Annotated in this window: 1 protein-coding gene; it reads left to right on the top strand. The window is 71.5% G+C overall.

The annotated features are described in order from the left end of the window. Positions 1-105: 105 nt before the first annotated feature. Positions 106-861 (top strand): SDR family NAD(P)-dependent oxidoreductase, encoded by a 756-nt coding sequence (locus tag KBX53_RS34405; RefSeq protein WP_210863970.1) that lies wholly within the window; start codon positions 106-108, stop codon positions 859-861. The last annotated feature ends 36 nt before the right edge of the window (positions 862-897 follow it).

The following is an 897-nucleotide window of genomic DNA, read 5'->3' as shown; positions in this document are numbered from 1 at the left end:
AGGCCGCGCTGGTCCGCTGGTGCGCCGACCGGCTTCCCGAGCACGCGGTGCCGCGCCGCATCCGCGTCCTGACCGACATTCCCGTCAAGGAGACCCTGAAGAGCGATGTCTGAGCCCGCCGACACCCAGCTCGTTCCACCCAGCTCCGTGGTTCTCGTCTCCGGCGGGTCCCGTGGCCTGGGCCTGGCCATCGTCACCGACCTGCTCGACGCGGGCGTACGGGTGGCCGCGTTCGCCCGCACCATCACCCCTGAGTTGGAGAAGCTCGCCGCCGAGCACCCCGACCGGGTGCACGTCGGCGCGGTGGACGTCACCGACCTGCGGGCCGCGCAGAGCTTCATCCGCGAGGTGGAGCAGCACCTCGGCCCGATCGACGGCATCGTCAACAACGCCGCCATGGGGCAGGACTCCCTGCACGCGCACACCGCCACCGACGACATCGCCCGGATCATCGAGACCAACCTGACGGCCCCGCTGCAGCTGACCCGGCTGGTGATCCGCCGGATGCTCGCCAAGGGGCTGCGCGGGCGGATCGTCAACATCACCTCGATCTGCGGGCAGCGCGGTTTCCCCGGCCTCGTCGCCTACACGCCCACCAAGGGCGGCATGGACGCGGCCACCCGCTCGCTGGCCCGGGAACTGGGCGGCCGGCTGCTGGTCAACTCCGTCGCGCCCGGCTTCTTCGCCTCGGAGATGTCCGCGGTGCTCGGTCCGACCCAACTCGACCAGATCGTGCGCCGTACCCCGACCGGTCACCTGACCGAACCGGCGGAGGTCACCCCGGTGGTGCGGATGCTGCTGCGGGAACACACGAACATCAACGGCCAGGTCATCGTGGTGGACGGTGCCGCCTCCGTCTGACCTGCGACCGGTTCTGGGGCCGGCGCGGGCCCGGGG

The organism is Micromonospora sp. M51 (assembly GCF_018070305.1).
GTDB lineage: Bacteria > Actinomycetota > Actinomycetes > Mycobacteriales > Micromonosporaceae > Micromonospora > Micromonospora parva.
The sequence above is the reverse complement of the archived record's forward strand: the minus strand, read 5'-3'. Positions and strand labels throughout refer to the sequence as shown.

What these genes read in the sequence shown, in the direction of transcription:
- KBX53_RS34405 (WP_210863970.1), top strand. Translation starts at nt 106, where the DNA reads ATGTCTGAGCCCGCCGACACCCAGCTCGTTCCACCCAGCTCCGTGGTT.